At 58.7% G+C, this 14,441-nt stretch carries 17 protein-coding genes; 9 read left to right on the forward strand and 8 right to left on the reverse strand.

Translation table 11 applies throughout. The features are described from left to right. Window positions 1-37: 37 nt before the first annotated feature. Window positions 38-760: a glycerophosphodiester phosphodiesterase gene (locus ACYZT8_RS09790; RefSeq protein WP_461958033.1), complete on the reverse strand. Its 723-nt coding sequence runs from the start codon at window positions 758-760 to the stop codon at window positions 38-40. Window positions 761-774: 14 nt separating this feature from the next. Next, complete coding sequence (locus ACYZT8_RS09795) at window positions 775-1,353, reverse strand: PilZ domain-containing protein (RefSeq protein ID WP_461980634.1); 579 nt, start codon at window positions 1,351-1,353, stop codon at window positions 775-777. A 94-nt stretch (window positions 1,354-1,447) separates the two neighbouring features. Here ACYZT8_RS09795 and ACYZT8_RS09800 point away from each other — a divergent pair, with 94 nt between their 5' ends. The 3 genes from ACYZT8_RS09800 (at window position 1,448) to ACYZT8_RS09810 (ending at window position 4,699) form a co-directional block, all read left to right on the forward strand. Further along, complete coding sequence (locus ACYZT8_RS09800; protein ID WP_109629005.1) at window positions 1,448-2,698, forward strand: lipoprotein-releasing ABC transporter permease subunit; 1,251 nt, start codon at window positions 1,448-1,450, stop codon at window positions 2,696-2,698. 7 nt (window positions 2,699-2,705) lie between these two features. Continuing rightward, complete coding sequence (gene lolD, locus ACYZT8_RS09805; RefSeq protein ID WP_167360488.1) at window positions 2,706-3,389, forward strand: lipoprotein-releasing ABC transporter ATP-binding protein LolD; 684 nt, start codon at window positions 2,706-2,708, stop codon at window positions 3,387-3,389. A gap of 65 nt (window positions 3,390-3,454) precedes the next feature. Then, window positions 3,455-4,699 (forward strand): lipoprotein-releasing ABC transporter permease subunit, encoded by a 1,245-nt coding sequence (locus tag ACYZT8_RS09810; RefSeq protein ID WP_461980636.1) that lies wholly within the window; start codon window positions 3,455-3,457, stop codon window positions 4,697-4,699. 36 nt (window positions 4,700-4,735) lie between these two features. Here the strand turns inward: ACYZT8_RS09810 and ACYZT8_RS09815 are convergent, their stop codons facing one another. Both ACYZT8_RS09815 and ACYZT8_RS09820 read right to left on the reverse strand, forming a co-directional pair. Further along, window positions 4,736-6,082 (reverse strand): heavy metal sensor histidine kinase, encoded by a 1,347-nt coding sequence (locus ACYZT8_RS09815; protein WP_461980638.1) that lies wholly within the window; start codon window positions 6,080-6,082, stop codon window positions 4,736-4,738. Then, on the reverse strand, window positions 6,082-6,762 hold the full coding sequence (locus ACYZT8_RS09820; protein ID WP_461958038.1) for a heavy metal response regulator transcription factor: 681 nt from the start codon (window positions 6,760-6,762) through the stop codon (window positions 6,082-6,084). Before ACYZT8_RS09820 ends, ACYZT8_RS09815 begins: the two co-directional genes overlap by 1 nt. A gap of 155 nt (window positions 6,763-6,917) precedes the next feature. Here ACYZT8_RS09820 and copI point away from each other — a divergent pair, with 155 nt between their 5' ends. Both copI and queF read left to right on the forward strand, forming a co-directional pair. Next, entirely contained in the window at window positions 6,918-7,442 is a 525-nt protein-coding gene (copI, locus tag ACYZT8_RS09825) for a copper-resistant cuproprotein CopI (protein ID WP_461980640.1), read from the forward strand. Between the two features lie 61 nt (window positions 7,443-7,503). Continuing rightward, window positions 7,504-8,334 carry an NADPH-dependent 7-cyano-7-deazaguanine reductase QueF gene (queF, locus tag ACYZT8_RS09830; protein WP_461958040.1) on the forward strand — a complete coding sequence of 277 codons (831 nt, stop codon included), beginning with the start codon at window positions 7,504-7,506 and terminating at the stop codon, window positions 8,332-8,334. 173 nt (window positions 8,335-8,507) lie between these two features. On the opposite strand, the gene ACYZT8_RS09835 is transcribed toward queF, so the two are convergent. Together ACYZT8_RS09835 and ACYZT8_RS09840 are read right to left on the reverse strand one after the other, a co-directional pair. Then, window positions 8,508-8,771 carry a DUF4404 family protein gene (locus ACYZT8_RS09835; RefSeq protein ID WP_438661901.1) on the reverse strand — a complete coding sequence of 88 codons (264 nt, stop codon included), beginning with the start codon at window positions 8,769-8,771 and terminating at the stop codon, window positions 8,508-8,510. A 109-nt stretch (window positions 8,772-8,880) separates the two neighbouring features. After that, on the reverse strand, window positions 8,881-9,501 hold the full coding sequence (locus ACYZT8_RS09840) for an HAD family phosphatase (protein ID WP_461980642.1): 621 nt from the start codon (window positions 9,499-9,501) through the stop codon (window positions 8,881-8,883). 199 nt (window positions 9,502-9,700) lie between these two features. Here ACYZT8_RS09840 and ACYZT8_RS09845 point away from each other — a divergent pair, with 199 nt between their 5' ends. Continuing rightward, window positions 9,701-10,390 carry an MlaA family lipoprotein gene (locus ACYZT8_RS09845; RefSeq protein WP_461980644.1) on the forward strand — a complete coding sequence of 230 codons (690 nt, stop codon included), beginning with the start codon at window positions 9,701-9,703 and terminating at the stop codon, window positions 10,388-10,390. 61 nt (window positions 10,391-10,451) lie between these two features. Here the strand turns inward: ACYZT8_RS09845 and ACYZT8_RS09850 are convergent, their stop codons facing one another. Then, on the reverse strand, window positions 10,452-10,751 hold the full coding sequence (locus tag ACYZT8_RS09850) for a PilZ domain-containing protein (protein ID WP_438661898.1): 300 nt from the start codon (window positions 10,749-10,751) through the stop codon (window positions 10,452-10,454). A gap of 276 nt (window positions 10,752-11,027) precedes the next feature. Between ACYZT8_RS09850 and rssB the strand changes: the two genes are divergently transcribed. Together rssB and rssC are read left to right on the forward strand one after the other, a co-directional pair. Next, on the forward strand, window positions 11,028-12,209 hold the full coding sequence (rssB, locus tag ACYZT8_RS09855; RefSeq protein ID WP_223431966.1) for a two-component system response regulator RssB: 1,182 nt from the start codon (window positions 11,028-11,030) through the stop codon (window positions 12,207-12,209). Next, the gene (gene rssC, locus ACYZT8_RS09860) at window positions 12,209-12,691 is read left to right on the forward strand and encodes an anti-sigma factor antagonist RssC (RefSeq protein ID WP_007935262.1); all 483 of its coding nucleotides are present in this window, start codon (window positions 12,209-12,211) and stop codon (window positions 12,689-12,691) included. Before rssB ends, rssC begins: the two co-directional genes overlap by 1 nt. A gap of 99 nt (window positions 12,692-12,790) precedes the next feature. Here the strand turns inward: rssC and tal are convergent, their stop codons facing one another. Continuing rightward, window positions 12,791-13,717: a transaldolase gene (tal, locus tag ACYZT8_RS09865; protein ID WP_461980647.1), complete on the reverse strand. Its 927-nt coding sequence runs from the start codon at window positions 13,715-13,717 to the stop codon at window positions 12,791-12,793. Between the two features lie 318 nt (window positions 13,718-14,035). On the opposite strand from tal, the gene ACYZT8_RS09870 reads away from it, so the two are divergent. Next, entirely contained in the window at window positions 14,036-14,440 is a 405-nt protein-coding gene (locus tag ACYZT8_RS09870; RefSeq protein WP_461980649.1) for a hypothetical protein, read from the forward strand. The last annotated feature ends 1 nt before the right edge of the window (window position 14,441 follow it).

Raw genomic sequence — 14,441 nt, forward strand, 5'->3', positions numbered from 1 at the left:
TCCGGCCGGTGGCCTGAGCCGGCCGGGGAGACCGATTTCAGCAATTCTCGAGGGTGGCGCTGGCCAAACCGGGAAAGTCTGTAATCAGGCTGTCAACGCCGAAGTCGGCGAGTCTGCGCATCAGCGCGGGCTCGTTGACTGTCCACACCGACACATGCAGCCCCTGACGCTGCGCCTTCTGCAGGCGTTCCGGCGTACACAGGGTCCAGTTCAGCGCCAGAATCTCACAGCCATAACTTTGCGCGACCTTCAACGGGTCGAGCCACGCGTACTCGGCCACCAGGCCGCGGGACACGTCCGGCACCAGGTCCAGTGCGGCTTTCAATACTTCACGTGAACTCGACGTGATCGTGACCTTGTCGAGCAGTCCGAAGCGCTGAGCCATTTCGCGAATCGCCAGCACGGTCGTCGCGGCGCGGGTGCGTGAAGCGCTTTTTACTTCCAGCTGCCAATGCTCGAAATCGCATTTCTCGAACAATTCTTCCAGTGTCGGAATCGGGCAGGGCTTGATCCAGCCCGGGCCACCCTTGCGCGCGTCGTAGGTCACCAGGTCCTTTGCGGTTTGCTCGACAACCTTGCCGCGCCGGTCGGTGGTGCGCTTGAGCGTCGGGTCGTGGATGACCATCAGCTCGTTGTCCATGGACAGGTGCAGGTCCAGTTCGCAGCGGCGTACGCCGTGCTTGAGACATTGCTGAAAACTGGTCAGCGTGTTTTCCGGTGCTTCGCCCTTGGCGCCGCGATGGCCGTAGATGAGGGTCACGGTTCTTCCTTAAATTAAATGCCTGATTCATTTTCGCGGGCCAGACGTCGTTCCTGGGCCTGCTTCTGCAAAATGTAGCGGGCCAGCAATTGGCGTTGGGCATCGGTCGGGTATTCGAACTCGGTGCCGACGTCGTAGGCGCCAGCCTTGCGATCGCAATGCGTGACCCTGGCCCGCAGCAACAGGCCGAGGGCTTGCGGCATCAGTACCAGTTTGACCGACAGGTGCGCGCCCACGGCGATGGGTGTGGGGTACTGAAAGTCGATGCCGCCTTCGGAAATGATCACCGGCTGCGGCTCGCCGATCTGCCCGAGTACGGTGATGGCGATCACCTGGCTCAGCAAATCGATGCGTTTGTTCTGGGATTTCAGGAATGCGGCGAGGTTGCGGTCGCGCTCACTGATCTGGCGTAACAGGTGTTGCGACTCGAATTCACTCAGGTGCAGTTCGCTGAGCAAGTTGAACAGTGGGGAAGCATCCTGCAACACTTCCTGGCCTGCGGCTTCGGGAGCGGACAGGGGCCGAATTTCCAGTGCGATCGTGTCCTCGATACGGTAGTATTCGCGGCGATCTTCTTCATCTAATGTCGACATGGCGAACCCATGGTAGCGGCGGTGGTCTGAGTGTAAAGCTGGTTATCGACCCCCGCCACAAGGACGTTCCTTTTCCCTCCGAACAAGCCCCGACATGTTCAGACCTCTCTTCGTATTTATTGGCACGCGTTATACCCGTGCAAAGCGTCGCAATCATTTTGTGTCGTTCATTTCCCTGACTTCAATGATCGGACTTGCCCTCGGCGTGGTCGTGATGATCGTCGTGCTGTCGGTCATGAACGGCTTCGATCATGAGATGCGCACCCGCGTGCTGGGCATGGTGCCTCACGCGACCATCGAGTCCGGTGAACCGATCAGCGACTGGCAAAGCCTGGCTGCCAAGGTCAAGCAGAACCCGCAGGTGACGGCCGTGGCGCCGTTCACCCAGATGCAGGGTTTGCTGACCAACAACGGCAAGGTCTCCAAAGTCCTGCTCAATGCCATCGACCCTGCGCTGGAACGCCAGGTCTCGATCATTGATAACTTCATGCAGCAGGGCAAACTCGACGACCTCACGCCGGGCAGTTTTGGCATAGTGATCGGCGACAAGGCAGCCGCCAAGCTCGGCGCTGCGATCGGCGACAAGCTGACGTTCGTGGCGCCGGAAGTCACGGTGACCCCGGCCGGGATGTTCCCGCGCATGAAACGCTTCACCGTCGTGGGTATTTTCCATGTCGGCGCCGGTGAGATCGACGGCTATCTGGGTGTCACCAATCTGCAGGATCTGGCGAAGCTGCATCGCTGGAAGCCGGATCAGGTCCAGGGCATCCGCCTGAAGTTCGACGACTTGTTCCAGGCTCCGCGCACGGCGTGGAATATCGCCCAGCAACTCGGCGAAGACCATTTCTATGCCCGCGACTGGACGCGCACCCACGGCAACCTGTATCAGGCGATCCGCATGGAAAAAGCCATGATCGGCCTGCTGTTGCTGCTGATCGTCGCCGTCGCGGCCTTCAACATCATTTCCACGCTGGTGATGGTGGTGAATGACAAGAAGGGCGACATCGCGATTCTGCGCACCCTGGGCTCCACACCGGGGCAGATCATGGCCATCTTCATGGTCCAGGGCACGGTCATTGGCGTGATCGGTACGCTGATCGGCGCCGTGGTCGGGATCTTCGCCGCGCTGAACGTCAGCGCCGCGATCTCCGCCCTCGAAGGGTTGATCGGCCACAAGTTCCTGAACGCCGACGTGTACTTCATCGATTACCTGCCGTCGCAAGTGCAGAGCCAGGACGTGTTGATGGTCTGCGCCGCCGCGTTGGTCCTGAGTTTCCTCGCCACCCTGTATCCAGCCTGGCGTGCCGCGCGCACCCAGCCTGCGGAGGCGCTACGTTATGAGTGAGTTGGGTATGAGTGATAAAGCAATCTTGAGCTGCCGCAACCTGGGCAAATCCTACGAGGAAGGCCCGGAGTCGGTAGAAGTGCTGGCCGGCCTGCAACTGGAGCTGCATCCGGGTGAGCGCGTGGCGATTGTCGGCACCTCGGGTTCGGGCAAAAGTACCTTGCTCAACCTGTTGGGCGGCCTCGACACGCCAACCAAGGGCAGCGTCTGGCTCGACGGCGAAGAGTTGTCGGCCCTGAGCGAGAAGAATCGCGGTCTGTTGCGCAACCGGTCGCTGGGTTTCGTTTACCAGTTCCACCATCTGCTGCCTGAGTTCACCGCGCTGGAAAACGTCTGCATGCCGCTGCTGATCGGCAAAACCGCGATCCCGGAAGCGCGTCAGCGTGCGACCGCGTTGCTGGAGCGGGTAGGGCTGGGTCATCGCCTGGAGCACAAACCGTCCGAACTGTCCGGCGGCGAACGTCAGCGTGTGGCCATCGCCCGCGCTCTGGTGAACAAACCAGGCCTGGTGATGCTCGACGAGCCGACCGGCAACCTCGACTCCCACACCGCCCAGGGCATTCAGGATTTGATGCTGGAACTCAGCACCTCGATGCGCACGGCGTTCCTGGTGGTGACTCACGACATGAACCTGGCTCGCCAGATGGATCGCGTCCTGCATTTGCAGGAAGGTTGCCTGACGCCCATCTGATTGACCGAAACCCGGCGTACTGAAGCGTACGCCGGGTCTTTTATTTTTATACGGTGCCCCAGCGAATGTTCAGACCGTTATCGATCTTTATCGGCATGCGCTATACCCGCGCCAAGCGCCGCAATCGCTTTGTTTCCTTCATCTCGATGACCTCGATGATCGGCCTCGCCCTCGGCGTGCTGGCAATGATCGTGGTGCTGTCGGTGATGAACGGCTTCCAGCGTGAAATGAGCTCGCGCATTCTCGGCATGGTGCCGCACGCGACCATCGTCGGCGTGAACCCGATCGACGACTGGCAGCCCGTGGCCGCCGCAGCAATGAAAAACCCGGAAGTCACCGCCGCCGTGCCGTTCACCGAGATGGAAGGCATGCTCTCCTATAAAGGTACGATGCAGCCGATCCAGGTCAGCGGCATCGACCCGGCGCAGGAAGGCAAAGTGTCGATCGTTGCCCAGCACATCGTTCAGGGCCGTCTCGATGCGTTGAAACCGGGCGAGTTCGGTGTGGTGATCGGCGAGATCACCGCGCGGCGTTTCCGCCTGAATGTCGGCGACAAGATCACCCTGATCGTGCCGGAAGTCAGCACCGCACCGGGCGGTATTACCCCGCGCATGCAGCGCCTGAACGTGGTCGGCGTGTTCAAGGTCGGTGCCGAGCTGGATGGCTCGATGGCGCTGATCCACGTCGCCGATGCCGCGCAAATGCAGCATTGGGAGCCGAACCAGGTGCAGAGCGTGCGTCTGGCGGTGAAAGATTTGTACGCGGCGCCGAAGGTCTCCAGCGATATCGCTGGCGGGCTGGGCACTGCTTACAAGGCTGACGACTGGACCCACACCCAGGGCAGTCTGTTCAGCGCGATGAAGATGGAAAAAACCATGATCGGCCTGTTGTTGCTGATGATCGTCGCCGTGGCGGCGTTCAACATCATCGCCACGTTGATCATGGTGGTGAACGACAAGGGCGCGGACATCGCGATCCTGCGCACCATCGGCGCTACACCGCGGCAGATCATGGCGATCTTCATGGTGCAGGGCACGGTGATCGGAATTGTCGGCACCTTGATCGGTGGCGTGCTCGGCGTGATTGCGGCGTTGAACGTCAGTGAGCTGGTGGGGTGGATGGAGCGGGTCAGTGGCCAGCACATCTTCAGTTCTGACGTGTATTTCGTCAGTAACCTGCCTTCGGAATTGCAGGGTGGGGATGTGTTGTTGATCTGCTCCGCCGGGTTCATCTTGAGCTTCCTGGCGACGGTATACCCAGCCTGGCGTGCGGCGAAGATCGAGCCGGCTCACGCGTTGCGGTATTCGTAAGTCACCTGATCGTTCCCACGCAGAGCGTGGGAACGATCAGGTTTGCGGCAATTCGATCACAAACCGCGTCCACCCATTCTCCGATTCACACCGAATCTGCCCACCATGGGCACGAATGATCGACTGGGTGATCGCCAGCCCCAACCCCGCATGCTCACTGCTACCTTCCTGGCGCGCCGGATCGGCCCGATAAAACCGGTCAAACAATCGCGGCAGCGACGCCCCGTCAATCCCGTCCCCACTGTTCTCAACCGTCAAACTCAAGCCTTTGACCTGATCAACAATCCGCACCCGCACCTCTCCATCAGCAGGCGTAAACCGCAGCGCGTTATCCAGCAAATTGGACAGCGCCCGCCGCAACATGCTGCGGTCACCCTGCATCTGCGCGCTGCCCTCACGGCTCAACGTCACCCGGGCGTCTTCAGCCAATGGCGCAAAAAACTCCAGCAACACATCCGCTTCTTCCGCCAGCTCCAACGATTCCCGCTTGGGCGTCAACAACCCATGGTCCGCCTTGGCCAGGTACAACATGTCGTTGACCAGTTGCGCCATCCATTGCAGTTCTTCGAGGTTGCTGTGCAGCGCTTCGCGGTAATCCTCGATAGGCCGAGGGCGGGTGAGGGTGACCTGGGTGTGGGTCAGCAGATTCGACAGGGGCGTGCGCAGTTCATGGGCGATGTCGGCAGAGAAGGCCGAGAGGCGCTGAAAAGAGTCGTCCAGGCGTCCGAGCATGGCGTTGAAGCTGTGGGCCAATTCGGTGAGCTCCGACGGCATATTCTCTTCGGGGAGTCGGGCATTGAGCGATTGCGCCGAAACCCCGCTGGCGATCGCACTCATGCGCCGTAACGGGCGCAAACCACTACGCGCCGCCCATGCACCGAGCAACGCGGTGGCCAGGGCTGATAAACCGACGGTCAGCCAGATCAGGTGCTGCATGCGTTGCAGAAAGTGCTGGTGATGGGTGATGTCCAGCAGCAAGGTCAGTTGCGGTGAGTCAGGCCGGTCGACAAACAACGGCGCATTCAGCACGCGATAATCGGTGCCGTCATCGTTCAATGTGGATAAGCCCGGTTTTTGCGGGAGCTTTTCCGGCAGGCGCGTCGAGCTGTCATACCAGCGCTGGCCATCGCTGCCGGTGATTCGCAGCGACAGATCGGCCTGTCGGCTCAGTTCATCCGCCAGTCTGACTTCGCTTTCACTCGACCGGACGTCATGCAGCGCGCGGCGCAAACCGATCAACTTGCCGTCCAGCAACTGCTGATCAAGCTCGATGAAGTGCGCCTCACTGGCGCGACTGAACAACACCCCGGCAAACAACGAAACCACGGCAGTACAGGCCGCAAACAGCAGTGCCAGGCGACTGCTTAACGAAAGTCGACGCATCAGGCAGGGCGCTCTTCAAGGACATAACCCATGCCGCGCACGGTATGAATCAGCTTGTTGGGGAATTCATCGTCGATTTTCAGGCGCAAACGGCGGATCGCGACCTCGATGACATTGGTGTCGCTGTCGAAATTCATGTCCCAGACCTGGGAGGCGATCAGTGATTTGGGCAGCACTTCGCCCTGGCGCCGCAGAAGCATTTCCAGCAGGGCGAACTCCTTGGCGGTCAGGTCGATGCGCTGACCACTGCGTTCCACCCGGCGGCGGATCAAGTCCAGGCGCAAGTCGGCAAGTGCAAGGCTGGTTTCCTGAGGCGAGGCGCTACCGCGTCGCAACAGGCTGCGGACCCGAGCCAGCAACTCGGAGAAGGCGAACGGTTTGACCAGGTAATCGTCGGCGCCGAGTTCTAGGCCGTGGACTCTGTCCTCCACCGCATCTCGCGCCGTCAGAAAAAGTACCGGCGTATCCAGACCGGCACTGCGTACCGCTTGCAAAATTTGCCAACCATCACGACCGGGCAGCATCACGTCAAGGATCAACAATGCGTAGTCACCACTCAATGCCAGTTGTTGGCCGGTGCTGCCGTCGGCCACCAGTTCGGTGATGAAACCGGCCTCGGTCAGGCCCTGGCGCAAGTAGTGGCCGGTTTTAGGTTGGTCTTCGACGATCAGCAGCTTCATGGGCAACTCGAGGCAAATGGAACGAACGCTTTATACCGTGGGCAGCGTTGATACAGCTCAACCTGACAAAGTTGTAATCTGGCTGTCAGGTTGCGGGCAGTGGCGACAGTTTAGAGTTTTCCACAGGCTGAACCTTATCTTGTTGGAGTACGACTATGTTTTTGCGCAAACCTCTGGTGCTGGCCGCGTGTTTGATGGCTCTGAGCTCGCCGGTGTGGGCTTCGCCGGCGCATACCTACGATTTCGGTCAACCGGCCCCCGCGACCAAGGCGACTCGCAGTGTCGAGGTAGTGATGGGTGACATGTCGTTCACGCCCAAGGCGATCGATATCAAAGCCGGTGAGACGGTTCGTTTGGTGCTGGTGAATAAAGGCCAGTTGTTGCACGAATTCAACCTGGGTGATGCGGCGATGCATGCCAAACATCAGCAGGAAATGTTGAAGATGCAGCAGAGCGGCATGCTCACGCCTACAGGCATGAAGGAAATGGACCACGGTTCGATGGCTGGCATGGATCACGGAATGATGAAGCACGACGACCCGAATAGCGTCCTCGTCGAACCGGGAAAAACGGCAGAGCTGACCTGGACCTTTACCAAGGCCACCAACCTGGAATTTGCCTGCAATATTCCCGGCCATTACCAGGCGGGCATGGTCGGCAAACTGACTGTCAGTCAGTAAGCACTCTAAGGCGGACGCAAAGGCTGGTAGAATCCGCTGATTCTTCAGTCAGGTTTCCGCCATGCATCCCGCAGCCGAACACTCGCCGCTGGGCAAATCCAGCGAATACATCGCCACCTATACGCCGTCCTTGCTGTTCCCGATCCCGCGCACCGCGAAATGGGCCGAGTTGGGCCTGACGGCGCAAACCCTGCCTTATAAGGGTGTGGATTTCTGGAACTGCTTCGAGCTGTCGTGGTTGTTGCCGTCGGGCAAGCCGGTGGTGGCGATTGGCGAGTTCAGCATCCCGGCGGATTCGCCGAACATCATTGAGTCGAAGTCGTTCAAGTTGTATCTGAATTCGTTGAATCAGACGCCGTTTGCCGACACCGCGACCCTTGAATCGACGCTGGTGAAAGACCTCTCGGCCGCCGCCGGCAAGCCGGTTGGCGTGCGGATTCGCAGCCTCAAGGATGTTGAAGCCGAAGGCGTCGTGGCGTTGCCGGGTGTGTGCATCGATGACCTGGAGATCAGCGTCAGCAACTACGAGCATCCGCGTCCGGAACTGCTGCGCTGCGATGATTCGCGCATTGTGGAAGAGAGCGTGCACAGCCATTTGCTCAAATCCAACTGCCCGGTCACCAGCCAGCCGGACTGGGGCAGTGTGGCGGTGGAATACCGTGGCGCGGCGCTGGATCACGCGAGTTTGCTGGAGTACATCGTGAGCTTCCGTCAGCACTCGGACTTCCATGAACAGTGCGTGGAGCGGATTTTCCTCGACTTGCAGCGGTTGCTGAAGCCGGAGAAGTTGACGGTCTATGCACGGTATGTGCGGCGCGGTGGGTTGGACATCAACCCGTATCGCAGTACTGAAACCGTTCAACTGCCGAACCACCGCCTGGTCCGTCAATAAAGATCTAATGTGGGAGCGGGCTTGCTCGCGAAGGCGGTGTATCAGTCAGCATTTATGGTGTCTGATACACCGCCTTCGCGAGCAAGCCCGCTCCCACAAGGGGATCGCTTTTCAAGGCGTAGATATGAAAAAGCCCCGCTAGCGATAGCAGGGCTTTTTTGCATCTGGCGAGTTCAGATCCCCATATTACCCAGGGCTTGCACGATGTTGCGCAAGGTGCCGGCGAGGGTAGGGTGTTCAATTTCAAAGCGCTCGACGGCCAGGTTCACGTTGTCGGAGAGGCTGGAGTCCTGGGTTTTGGTTTCAAGTTCAAGCTCAAGTTCGATCTGTTGCATCAGCGCGTGCAGGTCTTCGCGCTCGGCTTCCGTCAGCGGCGGATTCTGTTCCAATTGCTCGCGCAGAGTATTGAGTTGTTGTTGCAGTTCGCGGGCAGGCATGGCGTTCTTCCTTTTATCGATAGGCACTGGCATAGACCGCAGCAGCGTGCCAAAGGTCTATGGCTTGCCTTTAGATTAATCCACTCCAGCGTTGCCTGCATGATCTCGATCAGGGCTTTTCGCCCTTGAGTCGACGCAGGCTGATGTCGGCCAGGCAGGTATCCAGTTCGCCCAGATGATCAATCACCGAATGCACCCCAAGACTGAACAACTGCACCGTCGCTTTACCGCGCAGGTGTTCGCGCTCCCTTTGACTCAAGGCCTGCCATTCGCTGGGTGACAACCCGCAGAGCGAGCCGCAGGACGCCAGGCCGATCGTCCACAGCCCGGCATTCAGTCCTGATTGAAGCAATCGCGGTTCGCCGCTGACCAGCACGCAACCATCGAGTTGTTCGACATTCAACGCCATCAAGGCTTGCCAGCAAGCGTTCGGCGCTGGCCACGGATTGATTGTTGCGGGGTGTTGCGAAGGTTTGATCCACGCAGGCAGGGCGCCGGCCAGGGAGTGGCTGACGGCCGGAGGCAACTCGTCGAGCCAGGCGCAAGGAATCTGCTGGCGCTGCAAGCTGTTCAGACTGTCCAGCGCGCCAAGCGTGACCTCGGCGTGCTCGGGTGTGTGAGTGGTGTGCTGGCGCATCCGGGCGCCGAAATCCACCAGGCAACCACTGAGCCCGAACAGTACGGCGGTCAGGCTGGGTGCAGCGAGGGGCGAGGCTTCGGCGTGCGGCATATAACGTCCCTGAAATAGCGACAAGGCTATGCGCCGCCGGTGACAGTTGAGTGACACTGATGTGAAGCGCTCTCAATCAGGACGAATCATCCGTAGGCCATAGCGTGCGAGGCTGCCCTAAATCGGCTTTTCCGTCTTATACTACCCAGCTTAACGCCTGGGCCAAGCGCCCTCGCCAGTACAATCCAAGGAGTTATCTATGCGCTGGAGCAATCGTCTAGCTCAGCTTTGTGTGTGCGCCAGCGTGTTGCTGGTTCCGTTCGCAGCCCAGGCTGCCACGGAAGACGACCCTTGGGAAAGCGTCAACCGTCCTATCTTCCAGTTCAACGACTTCGTCGACACTTACGCGCTGAAGCCAATCGCTCAGGGCTATGAGTTCGTGACGCCGCAGTTCCTGGAAGACGGCATTCACAACATGTTCCGCAACGTCGGTGATGTCACCAACCTCGCCAACAATGTTTTGCAGGTCAAACCGGCTGCCGCGGGCGTAGACACTGCGCGTCTGATCTTCAACACCACCTTCGGCCTGCTGGGCTTCTTCGACGTCGGCACCAAAATGGGTCTGAATCGTAGCGACGAAGACTTCGGCCAGACGCTCGGTTACTGGGGCGTGGGCAGCGGCCCATACGTGATGCTGCCGCTGTTGGGTCCAAGCACCTTGCGTGATGCGCCTTCCAAGTATGTCGACGGCTACACCGGCCCGTACCGCTACATCAACGACGTGCCAGTGCGTAACTCGGTGTTCGGCCTGAATATCGTCGACACCCGCGCCAGCTTGCTGTCGAGCGAGAAGCTGATCAGCGGCGACAAGTACACGTTCATCCGCAATGCGTACTTGCAGAACCGCGAGTTCAAAGTCAAAGACGGCCAGGTCGAAGACGATTTTTGATTTCGAGCGGTAAAATGAAGAAGGCGGCCAATCGGCCGCCTTCTTTCGTTTGGATCCCGGCTTATTTCATCTTCAAGATTGTAAGCCCGAGTTTCTGACTGCCCCCGTCCTGTTCTTTCACCCATACCACTTCGGTGTCGGCCTCAAGCCCTTTGAGCGCTGCGTGATCGGAATCGATGCGCACGCTGATCCGGTCACCGACCTTGAACAGGCGGGGTGCCTCGACCTGCATGCCACTGCTGGAAAGGTCGATGCAGACGGCTGGCACCTCATCGCCTTCGTGAATCAGCGACACATCGGCATCGACCCGCATGCGGATGAAATCGCGCTTTTCGCTGTAGTCCCGATCGGTTTGGCTCATGGGCTTCATCCTTCCATTGGGTTACGGATTTGCCTGTTCTTATAACTCCCGGTGATTTGACAAGTAAAGACGTCAAGCGACCATCGGCGTGAGCTTGAAACGCCCCGCGGATGGGAGTACCGTCTGCGCCTTAGAAGGGCACCTCTGGTGTACCTGTGTGTAGGGCAAACGCTCGAAAACGGTGCAGTAGAGAGGCTAGAAAGCGAATCCAGTAGTGTGAGCCGGGTTTAACACCCTGCCTGCTACGCCAACCTAATTCTGGCGCCGTTTGCCCACATGCCAAAAACCAGTGCCACGCTGCTGATAATCGATGATGACGAAGTAGTACGCGCGAGCCTCGCGGCCTACTTGGAAGACAGTGGTTTCAGTGTCCTGCAGGCCAGCAATGGCCAGCAGGGACTTCAGGTATTCGAGCAAGACAAGCCCGACTTGGTCATCTGCGATCTGCGCATGCCGCAGATGGGCGGACTCGAACTCATTCGCCAGGTCACCGAGCTGTCGCCGCAAACTCCGGTGATCGTGGTTTCGGGTGCCGGTGTGATGAACGACGCGGTAGAGGCCTTGCGCCTGGGCGCGGCGGACTACCTGATCAAGCCTCTCGAAGATCTGGCTGTGCTCGAGCACTCTGTGCGCCGGGCCCTGGATCGCGCGCGCCTGCTGCTGGAAAACCAGCGCTACCGCGAGAAACTGGAAAAGGCTAACCGCGAGCTCGCCGCCAGCCTGAACCTGCTCCAGGAAGACCAGAATGCCGGTCGCCAGGTGCAGATGAACATGCTGCCGGTCAGCCCCTGGAGCATCGATGAGTTCCAGTTTGCTCACCAGATCATCCCGTCGCTTTACCTGTCGGGTGATTTCGTTGACTACTTTCGGGTCGACGAGCGTCGGGTAGCCTTCTACCTGGCGGATGTATCCGGTCATGGCGCCTCTTCAGCCTTCGTTACTGTACTGCTGAAGTTCATGACCACGCGCTTGCTGTTCGAATCCAAGCGCAGCGGCACATTGCCGGAATTCAAGCCTTCAGAGGTCCTTGGCCATATCAACCGGGGCCTGATCAGTTGTAAGCTGGGTAAACACGTCACAATGGTCGGTGGAGTCATCGACGAGGAGACAGGTTTGTTGACCTATAGCATCGGTGGTCATTTGCCGTTGCCTGTGTTGTACACGCCAGACAGTGTTCGTTATCTGGAAGGGCGCGGTCTGCCGGTAGGCCTCTTCAACGAAGCCACCTACGAAGACCACGTGCTGGAACTGCCGCCGACGTTCAGCCTGACGCTGATGTCCGACGGCATTCTGGACCTTTTGCCAGAACCGACACTCAAAGAAAAAGAAGCGGCTTTGCCCCAACGGGTCAAGGCAGCGGGCGGCAGCCTGGATGGTCTGCGGCAGGTTTTTGGATTGGCCACGCTAGGGGAGATGCCGGATGATATCGCCCTGTTGGTGTTGAGCAGGAATCTTTAATGAGTACCGGTAGAATCCAGTTCGCCGAGCAGGATGGCACCTTCGTCCTGAAGTTCGTCGGTGAAGTTCGCCTGACCCTGTGTTCGGCGTTGGATGCGACTATTGAGCGGATCTTCACCGCGTTGAACTTCAACGCGATCGTGATCGACCTGACCGAAACCCGCAGCATCGACAGCACCACCCTTGGCCTGCTGGCCAAACTGTCGATCCTGTCGCGGCAAAAGGTCGGCCTGCTGCCGACCGTCGTCACCACCCACGAAGACATCACCCGTCTTCTGCAGTCCATGGGTTTCGAGCAAGTGTTCAACATCGTTGACCGACCGATTCCTTGCCCTGAATGCCTGACTGACCTGCCAGACCAGGATCAATCCGAAGAAGTGGTGCGGATCAAAGTGCTCGAAGCACATAAAATCCTCATGGGCCTGAACGACTCGAATCGTGAAGCTTTCCATGATTTGGTGAATGCTTTAGAGCGTCACTGATTCCCTGAAATGGATGGGGCCAGAGCAAACACCCAATTCAAAGTATAAAAAAGGGCGAACCTGTAAGGGTTCGCCCTTTTTGCATTGCGCTGAACTAGATCACAGCTTGGCTTGCAGCAGTGCTTCAAGTTTTTCCTGGTCGCGAGCGAACTGACGAATCCCCTCAGCCAGTTTCTCGGTCGCCATTGCATCCTCGTTGGACAACCAACGGAACTGCGCTTCATTCAGGCTCAAGCGCGCCTCACCCGTATGACCCGGGGCCAATTTGCGCTCCAGCTTGCCAGTGTCCGCCGCCAGCTTCTCCAGCAGGTCGGGGCTGATGGTCAGGCGATCACACCCTGCCAACTGCTCGATCTGATTCAGGTTACGGAAGCTCGCGCCCATGACCACGGTCTTGTAGTCATTGGCCTTGTAGTAGTTGTAGATGCGCGTCACCGACTGCACGCCCGGATCATCCGCGCCGGTGTAGTCGTTGCCGTTGGCTTTCTTGTACCAGTCGTAGATGCGGCCTACGAACGGCGAAATCAGGAACACACCGGCGTCAGCACAGGCCGCGGCCTGAGCAAACGAGAACAGCAGCGTCAGGTTGGTCTGGATGCCTTCCTTTTCAAGCTTTTCGGCGGCGCGAATGCCTTCCCAAGTGGAGGCGATCTTGATCAGCACGCGGTCACGGCCAATGCCGGCTTTGTCGTACAGCTCGATCAGACGGTGCGCACGCTTCAATACGGCGTCGGTGTCGAACGAAAGGCGCGCATCCACTTCAGTGGAAATACGGCCCGGTACAACCTTCAGAATCTCTTGGCCTACCGCCACGCCAAATCGGTCGCTGGCCAGGCCCACATCGCCTTTGCAGTCGTGAACGCAGGCGTTCAGCAACTCGGCATAACCGGGAATGGCCGCCGCTTTCAGCAGCAGGGAAGGGTTGGTGGTAGCGTCGACGGGTTTTACGCGAGCGATAGCTTCGAAGTCGCCGGTGTCGGCAACGACGGTGGTCATTTGTTTGAGTTGTTCCAGCTTGGAAGTCATGGGCGTGCTCTGTCCTATGGGTCTAATGACATTACCCGAGCGCTGACAGCCACTCAAGGGCGCATGTACGTATCGATGGCCCCGTTGGCAACAACCGGAGAACGGATGTTTGAAAGGCGGGGCGCGGGTATTGGTAAATACGATGCCAAAACGTGGCGCAGGTTCAAAGCAACTGACCGTTGACGCTCATTGGCAACTTCGGCGCCTGCGCTGCCGTGCCTGCATTCGGGTGCCTGTAGCTGTTAAAAATGGTCAAGCTCAGCCGTTATAAGATGTCAAAAAGAGCAACTCGGATGGCGTGTAATGTGGCGCCGATAAATGCAGGTATTGGATGGGGAAATGACTTCACAAGGGGAGCGGGTGTCTGCAATTGTGGAGGCCTTCGATGACTTTATTCTCGGTTATGTCTTGAAGAAATTGACCGAAGTGTTTGAAGAACTGATGGCCGCTTCAAAGAAGAGCCACCCGGACAATATGAAGGGTCTGGTGGAGATGGGCAGGGTGAAAGCCGCGAAGAAAATCCCCGGCTGGCTAAAACGCGTGAAATGCAGCATGCCCAGTCAAGTCACTCGCCTGTTGATGGAACAAATGAACGACTCCCAGAAATCAAGACATGACCTGCGCTTTGAAGCGCAAACCGTATTGTTCGAGGTGCTGGTGGAGGAGTCGCTGGCAATGGACGCCGCGAGTTATGCGGATTGGATGAACAAAAGCCCCTGTTAAG

This window comes from Pseudomonas sp. LB3P93 (assembly GCF_054898025.1).